This is a genomic window from Amycolatopsis benzoatilytica AK 16/65, from assembly GCF_000383915.1.
GTDB classification, from domain to species: Bacteria; Actinomycetota; Actinomycetes; order Mycobacteriales; family Pseudonocardiaceae; genus Amycolatopsis; species Amycolatopsis benzoatilytica.
The window spans coordinates 2,132,887-2,148,987 of record NZ_KB912942.1 but is presented as its reverse complement, the minus strand read 5'-3'; the positions used below and the strand labels follow the sequence as shown (position 1 = coordinate 2,148,987).

Here is a 16,101-nt window from a genome sequence, read left to right as displayed (position 1 = left end):
GAGGGAAAGTTCGCATACTCTCTCCCCGGAGCTCACGTTCTGCCGGCGAGCCAGCCCGTGTCCCCGCCCGGCCCGGTCCCGCCCAGTCCGCAATCGTCCGGCCACCGTCCTCGGCGCTCATCCTCAGCCCCCCTCCCTGCCGGGTTCCCGCAGTTCGGACCGTACGGACCAGGACGCAAAGTCCACAATAGGCTCACCAACCTCGCCAGTTTTTGGAGTTTTCCGTAGTTTTCTCCCCCTGCCACGTCGTGGCCGTGCCTCGACGAACCGGCGGCCGGCCGAAGACCTGCCCGAGCCCTGACCTCACCAGTTCTCCACTCACGCGGGCACCTGGGCCAGCAAGGCCAATTCGGCGATGTGCGCGACCGTCGGCCGCCGGATGATGTCCGGGAGTTTCCCGGTCAGTGCGACTTCCCCGGACGGCCCGGCCACCGCTCGAGCCACTTCGGCGACCATCGTGATCAGGCTCAGCGAATCCCCGCCGAGTTCATGGAAGTCAGCGTCGCGGGTAATGCGGCCGGACTCGACCTGCAGCACCTGAGCCCAGATGCGCGACACCGCGGATTCGGTATCGTTGAGCGGTGCCGCGGCACCGGTTTCGCGCGGCACACCCGTTGCCGGGTCCGGCAAGGCCGCGACCTCGACCTTGCCATTGATCGTCCGCGGGATCTCCGCGACTGGGACAATCGCGGCGGGAATCATGTAGTCCGGCAGTGTGCACCGCAGATGTGTTTCCAGTTCCCCGGCTGACACCCCAGACATTCCGGGCGCTGCGACGACGTAGCCGCACAGTGCTTTGTCCCCGCCGGGCCGCTCCCGTGGAACGACCACTGCGGCCGCCACCGACGGATGCGATTCCAGCGTGTGCGCGATCTCCGCCGGCTCGATCCGATGGCCGTGCACCTTGATCTGGTCGTCGATCCGACCGCAGAACTCCAGCTCCCCGGACGGCAACCGGCGCACGATGTCGCCGGTGCGGTACGCGCGGGTGCCGTCGGCGAGATAGACGAACCGCTGCCGGGTCAGGTCGGTACGGCCCCGGTACCCGCGCGCCAGCTGCTTCCCGCCCAGGTAGAGCTCACCGGTCTCCCCCGGCGCGGCGAACCGGCGTTCGGCGTCGAGCACGTACATCGTGACGCCATCCAGCGGAAGCCCGATCGGGACGCTCGGACCGGAGTCCGCGGCAGCGTCGAAAAGGTGATGGCTCACCCCGATCGTCGCCTCGGCCGGTCCGTACAGATTGAAAATCCGGCAGTGCGGACCGAACATCTCCTGCGCGCGCTGCGCCACCGAGCGCGGGAACTGCTCCCCGATGACCATCAGGGTGCGCACCCCGCCGGGCCGCAGCCTGAGCCGGGTGATCAGATCCAGATGCGACGGCGTCAACGCGAGCGCGGTCGCTCCGGCATCGAAAACCTCCTGGAGGCTGACATGGCTCAGCTCCTCCCGCATCAGCAGCAGGGTCCCCCCGGTGAGAAACGGGAGAATCAGCGAAATCTCGGCCACGTCGAAAGAGAGCGAGCACAGCAGCGGCAACCGGGTACCGGAATCGATGCCGTGCTCGCGGGTAGCCCAGCTCGCGTAGTTGCTCAGGCTGCGGTGCTCGATCTCGACCCCTTTCGGCTTGCCTGTCGAGCCGGAGGTATAGACCACGTAAGCGAGATCGGACGGCTCCGGGGCCCGCGGCGCCACCGTGGGTTCCCGGTCGTACGGCAGGTCCTCGATCACCACCCCCGCGCATCCCCCGGGCAGGAGCGTGCGGTCTTTGTGCGGCTTTCCGATCAGGCACAGCGGCGAACCCGCATCGGTCAGCAGGCCGCGGATGCGCTCGTCGGGATGCTTCGTGTCCATCGGCAGATAGGCCGACCCGGCCATCAGGACACCCCACGCCCCGACGACGGCCTCGACCGAACGATCCGCGAGAAGGCCGACGACGTCGTCCCTGCCGACCCCGTGCTCGATCAGCGTCGCGGCGACGACTCGCGCGCGGCGATCAAGTTCAGCGTAGGTGACGTCACCGGAAGGGCCGCTGATCGCGACGGCATCCGGGTGCGCTCGCACCTGCTCGCGAAACTGCTCGACGACACCCTTCTCCGCGGGCACCGCGGCGGACTTCGCCGGTTCCGGGGCAGCCAGTGTGCTGTGCTGGCGATGCGCTGCAGGGGAAAGCGCTTCGTGCAGACTGGCGAGCAACTGTTCCGTTTCGTTCCGCTCCCCAGGCCACCACGGCAGCGTGAGTTCCGTGCGGCCGTCACATTCGACGATGTTCACGCCCGGCGGGCTGGCCGGTTCGCGCGCGCCCAGCAGGTAGACCGCGGTGGGTTCGAAGGCAGGAGTCCCGAAGCTCGCCGAATCGATCCGGCCCACGTTGCTCACCGTCGCGACGGTGGAAAAGCGCTCGTCGCGTCGGGCGCGCCGGTCCAGCCCCCGGACGATCGCCCGCAGGTATCCCAGCGGTGCTCGAAGGATCGCGGCACCCGGCGCGAACACCGTTCCCCGCCGCTCGGCGAGCACGCCGAGAAGCTGCTGGTGCGTCTCCGCCCAGCTCTGGCCTGCCGGGACGTCGATCGCGACGGTGACCGCCAGGTTCGAGGTCGAGTCCAGGTCCGGATGGAACACCCGCAGGTCCAGCGGGACGCTGACCGGCGCGCTGTCCCGGCCGGACAGCCTCGCGAGCTCGGTCGCGATCCTCGCCACCACAGCCGGGAAAGTGCCGTCGATCGTCCGGCGGGCCCACTGCCATTCCCCGGGCCGGGACCGGCGGGGGGTCGCGAGAAGCGCCGGCGGGGCGAGGCGGTGCCCGCCCGCCTCGGCGGCATCCAGAAGAGGTTCGTCGAGATCGAGCACGGTACGTTCGGACTCGCGTCTGCTCGGGCATTCGCCACGAAGTGCACGAAACACCTCCGCAGCCCAGATTTTGATCCCCCGCGCGTCCATCACTGCGTGCGAGGCGCGAAAAACCAGTGCACCGTCGAATACCACGACCTCGCAGAAGGCACCAGCGCGGGGCAGCGCAGTAGCGAGCGCCGGCCGGGATAACGGCATTCCCGCGGCGAATCGGACCGGCGGCGGCGTTAGCCGGTCGACCCAGTGGTTTCCGTGGCGAACGAGCTGCGAGCCCGGATAGACCTCACCCGCTGCCGCGACCGCGTGCCGGACTTCGTCGGCGCCGAGCTGTCCCACGCCTTCCACGACGAGGTTCTGCACGGGCGAAAAGGCCCGTGGGAAACCGAGATACCACCGTTCGAGCGGTGCCACGCGGCGGGTGAACCGTTGTCCTCTGCCCATTTCACACCTTTCACTCCGTCGCGGATCTGCGCCGTGCCGATGAGAACGGCGCCCGGCCGTGGTGGTTCCCCGTTGGCCGGCGTGCCGTTTCCGGCGCGACCGAGACGATCTCGCCAAGCGACTTCGTGGCACGCAGCTTGTGCAACAACTGGTCCGGGCCGGTCGGGTCCGGGTTCGCGGGCAACATCCGGGCATGCCATGCGTTCTGGTTCCTGGCCGGATCCCCGCCCGGCCTCCACAGTGGGCGGACGAGGCCGGGCCGCAGATCGGTGCCTCGCACCTGCCTTTCCCGCCCCCGGGCAGTGCGGGTACCCGTCAGGGTTGTCCATGCCCCAGCGTCTCCCGCCGGCGACCGGGAAAACCCCAGAATCCGCCGGTGCTGCACGTGCGCCGCGGTCGACCGGCTCGTACCCGGCCAAACAGCATGCGTCCGCCGTGGACGGTGGGCCGGGCGGTCGGGCGCGGCATGAGAACCTCACCGGGGTGGCGTCATGCGCAGGTGGATCGGCGCGTGCGGAGTGGGTGTGCGAAAGCAGTCCACCTTCGGCGTGACGTGCGCGATCATGGGGCGGAGCTGACTGCGCGGCGACTCGGTGCTCGCAGTGGTCGAGAGCGCCGCCCGCGCCCGGTATCAGGCGGCGGGTGACGGGTGGGCTAAAGGAGGATGACGGTCCGCTCGCCGGGTGCGTCCTGGTGCGCCCAGGCGGCCTCGACCTGCTCGAGCGGGAACGGATGCGGGCGCACTGCCATGCCGCCCGCGGCGATCGCGGCGACCAGCTCGGTGAACTCTCGTTGCATGACCTGCGGGTCCACCGCGCCGAAGCCGCTGCCCAGGATCCGGCACGCGTTCGAGCGCAGCTCGTGCCCGGACAGGGTGATCGCGTCTCCGCCCATTCCGCCGATCTGCACCCAGTCCAGCAATCGGGTGTGCTGGGTACGCGCTCCGAGTACGGCGCGCATGGCGAGTTCGGTAGGCGGCCCCCACACATAGTCCAGGACCACGTCGACCTCTGCGGCGGCCTCGGCGAGCGCAGCCGCGGTGGCGTCCTCGTCGGGCACGAGCTGGACCACTGCGTCCGCGCTCTCGCCCTTGAGTTCGTCGAGGCGAGCGCGGTTTCGTCCGGCGGCGACCACTCGCTCCGCGCCGAGGTGCTTGGCGACCTTGACGGCCATCGAGCCGGCATTGCCAGTCGCGCCGTGCACCAGGACCGACTGTCCGGCCTGGAACGGGACGCGCGTGCGCAGCGCGGTCCACGAGGACAGCGCGGGGTTCATGGTGGCGGCCAGGACCGCGGGATCGGTTCCGTCCGGGACCGGGATGACCGCGGTCGGATCGACGACGACGCGCTCGGCCAGCGTGCCGGCGCCCATGAGCATGACGTAGCCGAGGCTGCCGTCCGCCCGGCGGACAACCGCGTCCGCCCCCGCCGGCGCGGGCAAGGTCTTGGGGCTCGTGTAGTGCTTTCCGGCGGCGATCCCGCGGGTGGCGGGGTGCACGCCGACGGCGAGGACGTCCACCGTCTCCTGGCCGGGAGCGGCCTCGGGAGCAGGGACGGAGCGGTAGTGCGGCGGCTCGTCGAACGACTCCACGAGCGCGGCGTTGATCATGGACATGCTTGCTTCCTTGCGTGATCCCACCCCACCTAGAAACGGGTCCGTATCTTATGGGCCTAGCGTACGAGGCCGAGTTAAGATACGCAAGCGGGTCTAACCGGATCTGCCGCATGCCGCGGGAACGGAGAACAGTGGCGAACGAGCAACGGCGAGCGGAGGGCACTCCCACCCGGCGCAGGGGCACCGCGCTGGAGAGCGCGCTCACCGATGCCGCCTGGGATGTTCTCGTCGAGCAGGGCTACCACGGATTCACCTACGAGGCCGTCGCCGCGCGCGCGGGAACCAGCAAGCCGGTGCTCTACCGGCGCTGGCCGCAACGCGAAGACCTCCTCATCGCCACGCTCGCCCGCCACTGGCACCCGCTCGACCTCCCCGACACCGGCAGCCTGCGCCAGGACGCCCTCGCCCTCCTGCGCGCGATCAACGCCAAGCGGGACCGCACGATGGTGCTCCTGCACCTGAAGCTGGCGGACTACTTCCGCGAAACCGGCACCAGCTTCAACGACCTGCGCAGCCGCCTTCGGATCACGGACCAGCCCCCGCCCTTCGCCACGCTTGTCGACCGCGCCGTCGAACGCGGCGAGCTGGCCGAGGCGCCGCGGTCCGAACGGGTGGTGAACCTGCCCTTCGACCTCGTGCGCCACGACATGCTGATGGCCATCGGCGCGGTGCCGGACGCGACAATCGTCGAGATCGTGGACACGGTGTGGCTGCCTCTGCTCGGCCTCTCACCCCACGGCACGCAAGCAGGACATTGAGCGCTCTGAAGCAGGCTCGCGTGCGGTTGCACTGGCCATACCGACATCAGAAGATCGACTCTCACACCTTCGCCGCAGCATGCCCGACCGCGCCCGCTGCGTTCCCAACAGCGTTTCCCGCAGCTAGAGCGCCGCGCGGGAAAGAGTGGCCATCCGGAGCCCGAGTCCGATGAGCACGACACCGCTGAGCTGGTCGAGCCGCGCCCGTACCGGCGGACGAGACAGCAGGCGGCGCACCGCGCTCACCAGAGTGACCACCACGCTGTACCAGGCAGCGCTGATGACCATCTGCACGCCGGCCAAGGTCATCGTGGCACCCAGCACTGCGCTGTGCGCCGGGATGAACTGCGGCAGCAGCGCCAGGTACAGCGCCGCCGCCTTGGGATTGGACACGTTGGCGATCAGTCCCGCGCGAAAGGCGGCGAATACGCCGGCCGGGGCCGCCTCCGGCGCATCCGGCTGGGCCGACCGGACCCGGGACCGGCGCAGGGACTGAAAGCCGAGCCAGCACAGATACGCCGCGCCCACGACCTTGAGCACCACGAACGCGACCTCCGAAGCCCGGACCAGGGCCGTGAGGCCCAGCGCCGAAGCGGCCGCCCAGAACACCAGGCCGGTGGTGTTGCCCGCGACCGTCGCGTAGCCGGCCACCCGCCCCGAGCGCAACGCCCGGTTGACGATCACCGCGAGCGAGGGGCCCGGGGCGACCACGATGGCCAGGCAGGTCAGCACGAACGGTACGGTCACGACATCCACACCGGCATCCTGCCCAGCCGCAACCCGTCCTAGCCACCGAATTTCGCGAACACCACAGGCGGTTGCCCCGCGGAACCGGCGTGCCGCGACCGGACGCTCAGCGGGCGGCCGGGCAGACGCGATCCAGAGAACCGGCCGCGTCCGGGGAGACGACCGTCATGGCGGAGTTCGCCGTTGGCGAGTTCACCCCAGCACAATTCATTTCTCTCGGGCGGGCCTTCAGTCAACGGCGTTGCGCTCGAGAAACGCGCACACGATCTCCAGCTCCGCCGCATTGAGATCGGCTACCAGAGCCTCGTCGATCGCGTTCACCGATTCCTGCACCTCGGCGAGCCGGGCCCGGCCCGCGTCTGTCGCCGCCACCAGGCGCGTGCGCCGGTCGCCGGGATGCGGCTCCCGCCGGACCAGGCCGTCGCGGACGAGGTCGTCGACGATCGCGACTACCGCACTGGGATCGAGGCCCAGGACGCCGGCCAGGTCGCGCTGCGCGAGCCCGGCCCCGTCGGCCGCCAGAAGGAGCGCGGTGTAGTGGCGACTGCGCAACCCGAAGGACGCCAAGGTCTTGTTGAGGTCGCGCACGACCCGGCCGCCCACTCGGGCCAGGAGATAGCCGAGCCGGCCAGCGAGCACGGGCGGCACCCCCGCACCGCTGGACACTGCGTTCGCGCTGCTGATCGCGGACTCCCCTCGCTCGGACCCTTCGCCACAATACCTCAAGACATCAATCATTGACATTCTCAATGATTGTGGTTATTCATGGTTTGCCCCCTCAAGGAGGAGAGAGCGATGGACCTGCACGGAAAGGTCGCGGTCGTCACCGGGAGCGGACGAGGTCTCGGACTGGCGTACGCGAGAGACCTGGCCGCAGCCGGCGCGGCCGTGGTCGTCAACGATGTGGATGCCGCGGCAGCGGACGCCGCGGTCAAGGAGATCGTCGCGTCAGGAGGACGTGCGGTCGCGGAGGTGGCGGCGATCGGCACGAGCGAAGCAGCGGATGCCCTGGTCGAGCGCGCGGTAGCCGAGTTCGGCCGGCTGGACGTCATGGTGACCAACGCCGGCATCCTGCGCGACAGAGTGCTCTGGAAGATGACCGACGCCGACTTCGACGCCGTCGTCCAGGTGCATCTCCGCGGCACTTTTACCTGTGCCCGTGCGGCCGCGGTCCGGTTCCGCGAGCAGGGCGACGGCGGCCGATTGATCCTCGTCGGCTCCCCCGCCGGACAACGCGGCAACTTCGGGCAGACGAACTACTCGGCAGCCAAGGCCGGCATTGTCGGCTTCGTCCGCACCTGGGCGATGGAGCTCGCCAAGGCCAAAGTCACGGTGAACGCGCTGGTGCCGGTCGCCGCGACCGCGATGACCGAGACCATCCCGGCGCTGAGCCCCTATGTCCAGAAGATGCGAGCAGGCGAAGCGATGCCGCCGTTCGCCCGCCGCGCGCTCGCGTTCGGCACGCCGGAAGACGCCGCCGGGCTGGTCACCTTCCTCGCCTCCGATGCCGCGTCCGGCATAACCGGCCAGGCGATCGGCGTCGGCGGAGACCGGCTGAGCCTGTGGACGCACCCGGTGCAGACAGTGGCGGCCTACGCGGACGGCGGATGGAGCGCCGACGCGATCGCGCAGGCCTGGCCCACGATCTTCGCCGACCATCAGCAAACCGTCGGGGAAAAGCTCCCCGAGCCGCCCGCGGAGGACGCGTCGTGAGCACGCCAGCCCGGAAGCTCGACATCGCCTCGCTCGAAGCCATCGACGTGCACGCGCACGTCGAGATCGACAGCCACGGGCATCTCTCGCTGCCCGACGACCTTGTCGCGGCGTCGGCCAAATACTTCGCCGCCGATCATCGGGCACCGACCTTGGCCGAAACCGCTGCGTACTACCGGGAGCGCAAGACCGCCGCGGTCGTGTTCACCGTCGACATCGAGGCGGCGACTGGGCATACGGCATTGTCCAATGAGGAAATCGCCCAGGCCGCCTCGGAGCATCCGGACGCCTTGATCCCGTTCGCCAGCGTCGATCCGGCGAAGGGCGTCGCGGGCGCCCGCCGATTCCGGAGCCTCGTGGAGCGCCACGGCATGCGCGGCATCAAGTTCCACCCGTCGATCCAGGGTTTCGCACCGAACGACCGCACCGCCTATCCGCTGCTCGAGGTCGCACAGGAACTCGGCGTGCCGGCGCTGTTCCACACCGGGCAGACCGGGATCGGCGCGGGACTGCCCGGCGGCGGCGGGATCCGGCTAGGGCTCTCGAACCCCATGCTGCTCGACGACGTCGCAGTGGATTTCCCCGAGCTGACCATCATCATGGCGCACCCGTCATTCCCCTGGCAGGACGAGGCGCTCGCGGTGGCCACCCACAAGCCCAAGGTGTACATCGACCTGTCCGGGTGGTCGCCGAAATACTTCCCGCCGCAACTCGTGCACTACGCCAACACCCTGTTGCAGGACAAAGTCCTGTTTGGATCCGACTACCCGCTCATCACCCCGGACCGCTGGCGCGCCGACTTCGCCAAGCTCGACATCAAAGACCACGTGCGGCCCAAGATCCTGAAGGCCAACGCGGTGCGTGCGCTCGGTCTGCTCGACCAGGAGGAATCCGGATGACGACAACGGTGCCTATCGAGGACCTGCCCGCGCTCGAAGGCAGCGCGCTGGGCACGAGCGGCTGGATCGAGGTGACCCAGTCGATGATCGACCAGTTCGCCGACGCGACCCACGACTACCAATGGATCCACACCGACGTCGAGCGCGCCAAGGACGGGCCGTTCGGCGGACCGATCGCGCACGGCTACCTGACCCTGTCGCTGCTCATTCCCTTGTGGACCGACCTCCTCGACGTCACCGGCGTCCGGACGAAGGTCAACTACGGACTGGAGAAGGTCCGCTTCCCCGCTCCGGTTCCGGCAGGCGCGCGGATTCGCGCAGTGGGCTCGCTGTCGAAAGTCGAGCAGGTCGCCGGCGGCGGCGTCCAGCTCACCGGCGACGTGACCGTCGAAATCGAGAACGCGGACAAGCCCGCGTGCGTGGCGCGGCCGGTCTTCCGGTTCTACCCCTGACCCGCCTGCCCTGCGATCGCGGCTCAGCGAGGAGTCTTCGTGATCTACCGCAGCAGCTTTCCCGACGTAGAAATCCCTGGCGGCACACTCGTCGAGCACGTGCTCGAACACGCTCGGGAACACGGGGACAAGACCGCCCTCGTCGACGCCCTCAGCGGAGAACGCCTTTCCTATCGCGACCTCGCTGACGGGGTGGACGCCGCGGCGGCCGGGCTCGCCGAACTCGGCGTCGGTCCTGGCGATGTCGTCGCTGTCCTGAGCCACAATCAGCCCAGGTATGCGCTCGCCGTTTACGCCGTCTTGCGGGCTGGTGCCGCGGTCGCGCCGATGAACCCGGTCCTGACCGGCGAGGAGCTGACTAAGCAACTCGCCCTGGCGAAAGCCAAGGCAGTCGTCAGCTCCGCGGCGTCGGCGCCGAAAGCGGCCGACGCCGCACTGTCCGCCGGAACGCCGCACCACCTGGTCCTCGACAGCAGCGCGGATTGGCCGGGTCCGGGCACGCCGTTCGCCAAACTGCTCACCAGCCGCCGGACGCCGCCGGACCTCGAGATCGATCCGGCCACCGCCCTGGCAGTCCTGCCGTTCTCCAGCGGCACGACCGGCCTCCCGAAAGGAGTGATGCTGACCCACCGCAACGTGGTCGCGAACCTGGAGCAGAACGCCGCGGGGTGGCACGTCGGCTCCGCTGACGTGGTATCGGCTGCGTTGCCCTTCTTCCACATCTACGGCTTCGTGATCATTCTGGCGACCGCGCTGCGCGCTGGGGCGACGATCGTGACGCTGCCCAAGTACTCGCTGGCGGCTTACCTGCAGATGGTGCAGGACTACCGGGTGACAAGGGCGTTCCTGGCGCCGCCGATAGTCCTCGCGCTGGCCTCGGCACCCGAGGTCGACCGATACGACCTGTCGTCGCTGCAACGCGGCATCTGCGGCGCGGCACCGCTCGACGTGAACGTCGCCGAGCGGGCCGAGAGCCGCATCGGCGTCCTGATCCGGCAAGGGTATGGGATGACCGAAGCCAGTCCGGGCACCAACTTCGTCCCCGACGAGGAGTTCCCGACCACCCCTGCCGGGTCGGTCGGCAGGCTCGTCCCGAACACCGAAGCCCGCCTCGTCGACCCCGCCACCGGCGAGGACTCCGCGCCCGGGCAGCCGGGCGAGCTGTGGGTGTCCGGACCGCAAGTGATGCGCGGTTATCTGGACAATCCTCAAGCCAGCGCGGAGACGATCGTCGACGGAAAGTGGCTGCGCACCGGCGACATCGTCCGAATCGACGAGGCCGGGCACTATTGGGTGGTGGACCGCCTCAAGGAACTGATCAAGTACAAGGGCTATCAGATCGCCCCCGCCGAACTTGAATCAGTGCTGCTGACACATCCGGACGTCCTCGACGCCGCGGTCGTCGGCGTGCCGCACCGGGAAGGCGGCGAAGCGCCCAAGGCAGTCGTGGTCGCCGCAGGTCCGACCGATGCCCAAGCCCTGATGGACTGGGTCGCCGAGCGGGTCGCGCCGTACAAAAAGATCCGCGAGGTCGAGTTCGTCGACGAGATCCCCAAATCCCCCAGCGGGAAAGTCCTTCGCCGGCTTCTCCGGAGCCAGGCCCCGAGCCGATGACCTCCCGACGCGGACATCCGGCAGGCCCGACCGGCCCGGTGGTCAGCAGAGCGCTCGCCCTGCTCGACCTGTTCACCGTCGCGACGCCGCAGCACACCGTGAGCCAGCTGTCGCGCCTGTCTGGGCTGCCGTTGTCGACCACCCACCGGTTGGTCGCCGTCCTCAACCAGTGGGGTGCGCTGGAACGCGGCGCAGACGGCCGTTACCGCATCGGATTGCGGCTGTGGGAGCTGGGTTCGCTTGCGCCCCGCGGACAAGGGCTGCGCGAGCTTGCTTTGCCGTACCTGGAAGACCTCTCGCAGATCACCCGGGAAAACGTACAGCTCGCGGTGCGCGAGGGCACCGAGCTGATCTTCGTCGAACGCATCGCCGGCTCCGGCGCAGTGCCGGTCCTCACCCGCGTAGGAGGGCGTTTCGCGCTGACCGCGACCGGAGTCGGGCTATCGCTGCTCGCCCACGCACCCGACGAGATCCAGACGGCCGTGCTCGACAGCAGAATCGAGCGCTTCACCCCTCGTACCGTCACCGACCCGCTCCGCCTGCGCCGGATGTTGGCCGACGTCCGGCGCGACGGGTACGCGGTCAGCGACCGCCAGGTGACCCTCGACGCGATCTCCGTCGCCGCGCCGGTCGAGAACGGCCGGGGAGAGGTAGTCGCGGCCGTTTCCCTCGTCGTGCGCCACGGCACCGCCACCGTCCAGTCCTTGGCACCCCTGGTGCGTACCAGCGCGAGAGCGATTAGCCGGACGCTCGCCAGCTCGTCATGAGCCAGCCCGTGGCACCGGACCGGCCTTCCATTTTCTGAGAACGCAGGTTCACTCCGATCGCCGGCCGCCGCATCCTCGACGGACCGGCTGGTCGCCCGACGCCGGAGAACCGAGTCCGACGAAACGAGAAGCGGAGAGGACCTCGTCAATGACGACGACCCCGCACAACCAGTGGTACGTCGCTGCCTACAGCTGCGAAATCAAGCACGAGCTGTTCGCCCGCACCATCTGCGGCGAGCCGATCCTGTTCTGGCGCACCGAGTCCGGCCAGGTCGTCGCCAACTCCGACCGATGCGTGCACCGGCGGTTCCCGTTGTCACAAGCGCCTTCTCGGCTGGTCGAGGGCAATGTCGTCTGCGGCTACCACGGCTTCACCTACGGCAGCGACGGCAAATGCGTCGCAGTCCCGGGTCAGACGCGTGTGCCGCGCACCGCACGGCTCACCCCGTACCCGGTCGTCGAACTGGACTCGCTGGTCTGGATCTGGATCGGCGACGCCGCACTCGCGGACCCGGCACGCATCCGCCGAGCCTCGTATCTCGACTCTCCGGACTACACGACGGTGCGCGGGATGGAACCGTTGCAGGCCCGCTTCTCGCTGCTCGTCGACAATCTCCTCGACCTCTCCCACGAGACCTACCTGCACGGCGGGTACATCGGCACGCCCGAGGTAGCCTCCACCCCGATCTCGACCGAAGTCGACGACGACGCCGGCATCGTCTACGTCTCCCGGCACATGGACGACGCCGAATGCCCGCCGTTCTACGCGAAATCAACCGGCCTGCAGGGACGGATCGCCCGCTGGCAGGACATCGAGTACAGCCCGCCCTGCCTGTACAAGCTGCACAGCCGGATCGCCCCGGTCGGCTCCGTGCCGGGCGCCGACGGAACCGACCCGGACGCTTTCCACGTCGAGGTCGTCTACGCGATCACCCCGGAGACCGAACACTCCACCCACGATTTCTGGATGGTGGCGCGCGACTTCGCCCTGGACGACGAAGACGTCTCCCGCTTCCTGGCCGAGAACAACCGCACCGTCGTTCTCCAGGACGTCGAGGCGCTCGACGTCCTGGAGAAGGTGATCCAGCACGAACCCGAGGGCTACCAGGAACTCTCGATCAACATCGACACCGGCGGCCTCGCTGCCCGCCGCATGCTCGCTCGCATGGCCGGCCAGGCTCCGCACAACGCGCCCGCTGCGCCGGCTCGATGACCAGCGCGTACGAGGGCGGCATTCCCGCGGCGCCGCCGGTGCTCAACGGAAGCCGCGTCTACCGGATCCATTGGGTGCTGGGCACCGACCAGCTGCGCGCGGTCTGCCATTGCGGCAGCGAACGGATCTTCGACGACCCGGTCGAGCTGTGGGAGTGGCTTCTCTCCCATCCCGAAGGCCACCTGCCCCCGCCGCTGCCGAACCCGGCCGCGCAACCTCCGTCCGCCTCGACACCCGAGCCGATCCTGGCATCTGCTGACACCACCAGGAACAAACAATGAACGCCACCCTTCACAGCGACGCCGAACTGGACCTTGTGCTGGAGAAGAAAGAACTCGTGGCCGACGGCATCGTCCAGCTGACCCTGCGCAGTGCCGACGGCGACGATCTCCCGCCCTGGGAACCAGGTGCGCACATCGACCTCGTCTTCGAAGGCGGGCGCACCCGCCAGTACTCACTCTGCGGCGACCCGGCGGAGCGCCCGGTCTGGAAGATCGCCGTCCTGCGCGAACCGGACGGCCGCGGCGGTTCCGCGTATGTCCACGACAATCTTGCCGAGGGAGACACCGTGCGCGTGCGAGGGCCGCGCAACCACTTCCCGCTCGTGGAAGCAAAAGAGTACGTCTTCATCGCGGGCGGAATCGGTATCACGCCGATCCTGCCGATGATCATCCGGGCCGAGGCCGTCGGCGCGGGCTGGCGGCTTGTCTACGGCGGGCGCACCCGCACCTCCATGGCCTTCCGCGACCAACTCGACGAGCAGTATCCCGGCAACGTGTCGATGTGTCCGCAGGACGAGACAGGTCTGCTCGACTTGGCCGACATCCTGGCCGCTCCCGGTCAGAACGCGGAACACATCGCGGTGTACTGCTGCGGGCCAGAGCCGCTGCTGGCCGCCGTCGAGCGAGAGTGCAGCCGGTGGCCACGCGGCGCTCTGCACGTCGAACGCTTCGCTCCGAAGACCGGCGCGGACGACGGACCGCGCGAGTCCTTCGAGATCGAGCTGGCGCGGACCGGGATCGCGCTGACCGTGCCCGCTGGCCAATCCGTGCTCGACGTCGTCGAGGCCGAAGGGATCCAAGTGCTGTCGTCCTGCCGGGAGGGGACCTGCGGCACCTGCGAGACGACCGTCCTCGACGGCGTTCCCGACCACCGCGATTCCGTCCTGACCGACGACGAACAAGCGGCGAACGACGCGATGATGATCTGCGTGTCGCGAGCGTGCTCGCCGCGGCTCGTGCTGGACCTGTGACGCCGGGCGGCCCAGGAACCTCGCCCGGCACCGACTCCGAGTCCCGGCTCAACCCCCTCGCCAGCAGGACAGCCACACAATCCCCGGCGGCAGAACCCACCCGCCGCTCTCCTCAGCCCGGGCTCTGCTCTGTCGCGGTCCAGCTCTCACCGAAGTCCAGAGACACGACCTCGATCGGGTCTTCGGCGAGGTTTGCCGCAAGCTGCGCCGGCAAGGCGTCACCCGGCGTGTGGTGGACCGGGATCACCGTCGACACCCCAAGCCATCGGGCCGCAACTGCTGCGTCCAGGGGCGGCAGTTCGACCACGCGAGCCGCTCCGATCCACACCCCGCCGATCCCGAGCACGGCTGTCTCGGGCTGGTAGAGCTCGCCCCAGGTCCGCAGGTCTTGGGACAGCGAGGTGTCGCCGCCGCAGAACACCCGCGCGCCGCCGGCCGTGGTGAGCATGAACGACTGCGGCTGGTCCGCGATGAATCCGCCGCCGACGGTCATGCTCGATTCGTGGCGGGCCGGCAGGGAGCGCAGCTTCACGTCCCGGTGCCGCACCTCGACGCCGGAAACGGTCACCGCAATCCGTTCCATCGGAACGCCCGCCGCGCGAGCGGCCGCCAACAGGGCTGTTCCGCACACGAGGACGGCCTGTCCCGATTGGACGATCTCCAGCGCCTGGCCGCGGTGGTCGAATCCGGCGTGGGTCACGACCACCACATCGACGTCCGCCAGGTCGATCGGCCGGATCGGACTCTGCGGGAGTCCATAATGGATTCCTTCGCTGCCCGCCAGATACGGGTCCACCAGGACTCTGGTCCCTCGTTCGGTAGTGACCACGTAGCTCGCCCACCCAACCCGCTGGACGGTCAGCGGGCCGGATGCCGTGTCTTCCGGACGGCAGGCGAGGTGCTCAGCGGCGAACGCGGCGATCCGGTCCAGCAACAGGTTCGTCGCGTCGGTATCGAGGACGGGGAAGCCGTGCGGCATGCCGTCGTACAGTTCGAGGCTGACCTCGTTGCCGGCGGCCGCGGCGCGCTCGGCGAACCGCACGGTGTCGTCCCGCAGCCGCTCCACGCTGCCGCACGCCATCAAGAGCGGGGGCAGGCCTGGGCATATTCCGTTCAGCGGCGACACGTCACCGGCCGGGTCCGCGTCGGCAAGAAGCGCCTCCCGCACCTGCAAAAGCTCCGGGCACGAGACCACGTCGTCATTGCCATTCGCGATGCTCGCTCCGCCGAAGGCGAAGTCGGTGATCGGCGAGATCGCGACGGCGGCCGCCGGCAATGGCCCGCCGGACGCCCGGAGCCGCAGCAACGCCTGCAAAGTCAGCGTCGCACCGGCAGAGTGGCCGACGAGGAGTATTCGGCCAGCCGGGAAACCCTGTTCCAGCAGTGCACGGTAGGCGTCGAGCGTGTCGTCGAGTGCGGCCGGATAGGGGTGAGCCGGGGCTAGCCGGTAGTGCGGCATCAGCACCGGCCAGCCGGAGGCGGCGGACAGCTTGCCGGCGAGCACGTTCGCGGGTTCCTCGAACTGGAAACGACGGCCGTGCAAGTACAGGACGACACCGTCGGCAGCAGTGCCTGGAGCAGCGACCCATTCGCCGGTGAGACCGCCGGCCCGAAACGATGAGGTCGCGATCGGCCGCGCGGGGTCTTGGCCGGTGGCCATGCGCATCAGGACCTCGCCGGTGTCGGCAGAGCCGCGTACTTGTGCCCGGACTTCCGCCATCCGCGTGGCGTCTTTGTCGGAGAGCGGATGGTTGGTGGCGCGCATAGCAGAACTCCTCACAAAA

General features: G+C 69.1%; 14 protein-coding genes. 9 read left to right on the top strand and 5 right to left on the bottom strand.

The features are described from left to right. Positions 1-318: 318 nt before the first annotated feature. A complete protein-coding gene (locus AMYBE_RS0110160; protein WP_245573175.1) occupies positions 319-3,483 on the bottom strand; it encodes a non-ribosomal peptide synthetase in 3,165 nt (1,054 codons plus the stop codon). A 459-nt stretch (positions 3,484-3,942) separates the two neighbouring features. Further along, entirely contained in the window at positions 3,943-4,902 is a 960-nt protein-coding gene (locus AMYBE_RS0110150) for a quinone oxidoreductase family protein (RefSeq protein WP_020659264.1), read from the bottom strand. Positions 4,903-5,033: 131 nt separating this feature from the next. Between AMYBE_RS0110150 and AMYBE_RS0110145 the strand changes: the two genes are divergently transcribed. Continuing rightward, positions 5,034-5,660 carry a TetR/AcrR family transcriptional regulator gene (locus AMYBE_RS0110145; RefSeq protein WP_020659263.1) on the top strand — a complete coding sequence of 209 codons (627 nt, stop codon included), beginning with the start codon at positions 5,034-5,036 and terminating at the stop codon, positions 5,658-5,660. A gap of 123 nt (positions 5,661-5,783) precedes the next feature. Here AMYBE_RS0110145 and AMYBE_RS0110140 read toward each other — a convergent pair whose 3' ends face one another. Next, a complete protein-coding gene (locus AMYBE_RS0110140) occupies positions 5,784-6,416 on the bottom strand; it encodes a LysE family translocator (protein WP_020659262.1) in 633 nt (210 codons plus the stop codon). A 219-nt stretch (positions 6,417-6,635) separates the two neighbouring features. Next, a complete protein-coding gene (locus AMYBE_RS0110135; RefSeq protein WP_020659261.1) occupies positions 6,636-7,055 on the bottom strand; it encodes a MarR family winged helix-turn-helix transcriptional regulator in 420 nt (139 codons plus the stop codon). A 147-nt stretch (positions 7,056-7,202) separates the two neighbouring features. On the opposite strand from AMYBE_RS0110135, the gene AMYBE_RS0110130 reads away from it, so the two are divergent. The 8 genes from AMYBE_RS0110130 (at position 7,203) to AMYBE_RS0110095 (ending at position 14,317) form a co-directional block, all read left to right on the top strand. Next, the gene (locus tag AMYBE_RS0110130; protein WP_020659260.1) at positions 7,203-8,120 is read left to right on the top strand and encodes an SDR family NAD(P)-dependent oxidoreductase; all 918 of its coding nucleotides are present in this window, start codon (positions 7,203-7,205) and stop codon (positions 8,118-8,120) included. Then, complete coding sequence (locus AMYBE_RS0110125) at positions 8,117-9,019, top strand: 4-hydroxyphenyl-beta-ketoacyl-CoA hydrolase (protein ID WP_020659259.1); 903 nt, start codon at positions 8,117-8,119, stop codon at positions 9,017-9,019. The genes AMYBE_RS0110130 and AMYBE_RS0110125 overlap by 4 nt, the downstream gene beginning before the upstream one ends. Further along, positions 9,016-9,471, top strand: coding sequence for a MaoC family dehydratase (locus AMYBE_RS0110120; protein ID WP_020659258.1), 456 nt, complete (start codon positions 9,016-9,018; stop codon positions 9,469-9,471). Before AMYBE_RS0110125 ends, AMYBE_RS0110120 begins: the two co-directional genes overlap by 4 nt. A gap of 39 nt (positions 9,472-9,510) precedes the next feature. Beyond that, entirely contained in the window at positions 9,511-11,085 is a 1,575-nt protein-coding gene (locus AMYBE_RS0110115) for an AMP-binding protein (RefSeq protein ID WP_020659257.1), read from the top strand. Then, positions 11,082-11,852 carry an IclR family transcriptional regulator gene (locus tag AMYBE_RS0110110; protein WP_020659256.1) on the top strand — a complete coding sequence of 257 codons (771 nt, stop codon included), beginning with the start codon at positions 11,082-11,084 and terminating at the stop codon, positions 11,850-11,852. Before AMYBE_RS0110115 ends, AMYBE_RS0110110 begins: the two co-directional genes overlap by 4 nt. A gap of 148 nt (positions 11,853-12,000) precedes the next feature. Further along, on the top strand, positions 12,001-13,065 hold the full coding sequence (locus AMYBE_RS0110105; RefSeq protein WP_020659255.1) for an aromatic ring-hydroxylating oxygenase subunit alpha: 1,065 nt from the start codon (positions 12,001-12,003) through the stop codon (positions 13,063-13,065). Next, positions 13,062-13,346: a hypothetical protein gene (locus AMYBE_RS0110100; protein WP_020659254.1), complete on the top strand. Its 285-nt coding sequence runs from the start codon at positions 13,062-13,064 to the stop codon at positions 13,344-13,346. Before AMYBE_RS0110105 ends, AMYBE_RS0110100 begins: the two co-directional genes overlap by 4 nt. Further along, positions 13,343-14,317 carry a PDR/VanB family oxidoreductase gene (locus tag AMYBE_RS0110095; RefSeq protein WP_020659253.1) on the top strand — a complete coding sequence of 325 codons (975 nt, stop codon included), beginning with the start codon at positions 13,343-13,345 and terminating at the stop codon, positions 14,315-14,317. The genes AMYBE_RS0110100 and AMYBE_RS0110095 overlap by 4 nt, the downstream gene beginning before the upstream one ends. A gap of 112 nt (positions 14,318-14,429) precedes the next feature. Here AMYBE_RS0110095 and AMYBE_RS43310 read toward each other — a convergent pair whose 3' ends face one another. Continuing rightward, positions 14,430-16,082, bottom strand: a complete 1,653-nt coding sequence (locus tag AMYBE_RS43310; protein WP_020659252.1) for an alpha/beta hydrolase fold domain-containing protein — start codon at positions 16,080-16,082, stop codon at positions 14,430-14,432. Positions 16,083-16,101 lie beyond the last annotated feature (19 nt).

Bases quoted from the DNA above. Each gene is read 5' to 3' on its own strand.
- AMYBE_RS0110130 (WP_020659260.1), top strand. From the start codon at position 7,203: ATGGACCTGCACGGAAAGGTCGCGGTCGTCACCGGGAGCGGACGAGGT.
- AMYBE_RS0110095 (WP_020659253.1), top strand. From the start codon at position 13,343: ATGAACGCCACCCTTCACAGCGACGCCGAACTGGACCTTGTGCTGGAG.
- AMYBE_RS43310 (WP_020659252.1), bottom strand. From the start codon at position 16,082: ATGCGCGCCACCAACCATCCGCTCTCCGACAAAGACGCCACGCGGATG.
- AMYBE_RS0110110 (WP_020659256.1), top strand. From the start codon at position 11,082: ATGACCTCCCGACGCGGACATCCGGCAGGCCCGACCGGCCCGGTGGTC.
- AMYBE_RS0110100 (WP_020659254.1), top strand. From the start codon at position 13,062: ATGACCAGCGCGTACGAGGGCGGCATTCCCGCGGCGCCGCCGGTGCTC.
- AMYBE_RS0110120 (WP_020659258.1), top strand. From the start codon at position 9,016: ATGACGACAACGGTGCCTATCGAGGACCTGCCCGCGCTCGAAGGCAGC.
- AMYBE_RS0110105 (WP_020659255.1), top strand. From the start codon at position 12,001: ATGACGACGACCCCGCACAACCAGTGGTACGTCGCTGCCTACAGCTGC.
- AMYBE_RS0110150 (WP_020659264.1), bottom strand. From the start codon at position 4,902: ATGTCCATGATCAACGCCGCGCTCGTGGAGTCGTTCGACGAGCCGCCG.
- AMYBE_RS0110160 (WP_245573175.1), bottom strand. From the start codon at position 3,483: ATGCCCGGATGTTGCCCGCGAACCCGGACCCGACCGGCCCGGACCAGT.